This is a genomic window from Pauljensenia sp. UMB6358 (genome assembly GCF_030216865.1).
Taxonomy (GTDB): domain Bacteria; phylum Actinomycetota; class Actinomycetes; order Actinomycetales; family Actinomycetaceae; genus Pauljensenia; species Pauljensenia turicensis_A.
In genome coordinates this window covers 1-299 of record NZ_JASOMS010000115.1, presented here as the reverse complement: position 1 = coordinate 299, position 299 = coordinate 1, and the positions used below count along the sequence as shown (strand labels likewise).

Sequence of the window (299 nt, the reverse complement as noted above, 5' to 3'; positions counted from 1 at the left end):
CCCAACATGGACTGGGCGAACATGACCGTGCCGTAACCGGTTGCTTCCGTGCGCCCAAGCGAGCCGCCCCAGCCGAGCTTCTTCCCCGTCAAGACGCCTGCTTCGAAGCGGTTGGTCAGTTTCTTATATTGACCAAACAGGTAACCGATTTCGCGCCCACCCACGCCAATGTCGCCGGCAGGTACGTCTGTGAACTGGCCGATGTGACGGTACAGTTCACTCATAAAGGCCTGACAAAAACGCATCACTTCGTTGTCGGAGCGCCCGTGCGGGTCAAAGTCAGACCCACCTTTGCCACC

At 58.5% G+C, this 299-nt stretch carries 1 protein-coding gene; it reads right to left on the bottom strand.

From position 1 onward, the window contains the following. Positions 1 to 299 (bottom strand): Glu/Leu/Phe/Val dehydrogenase dimerization domain-containing protein (locus QP381_RS08840; RefSeq protein ID WP_285068609.1); only part of this gene is annotated, 299 nt, incomplete at both ends.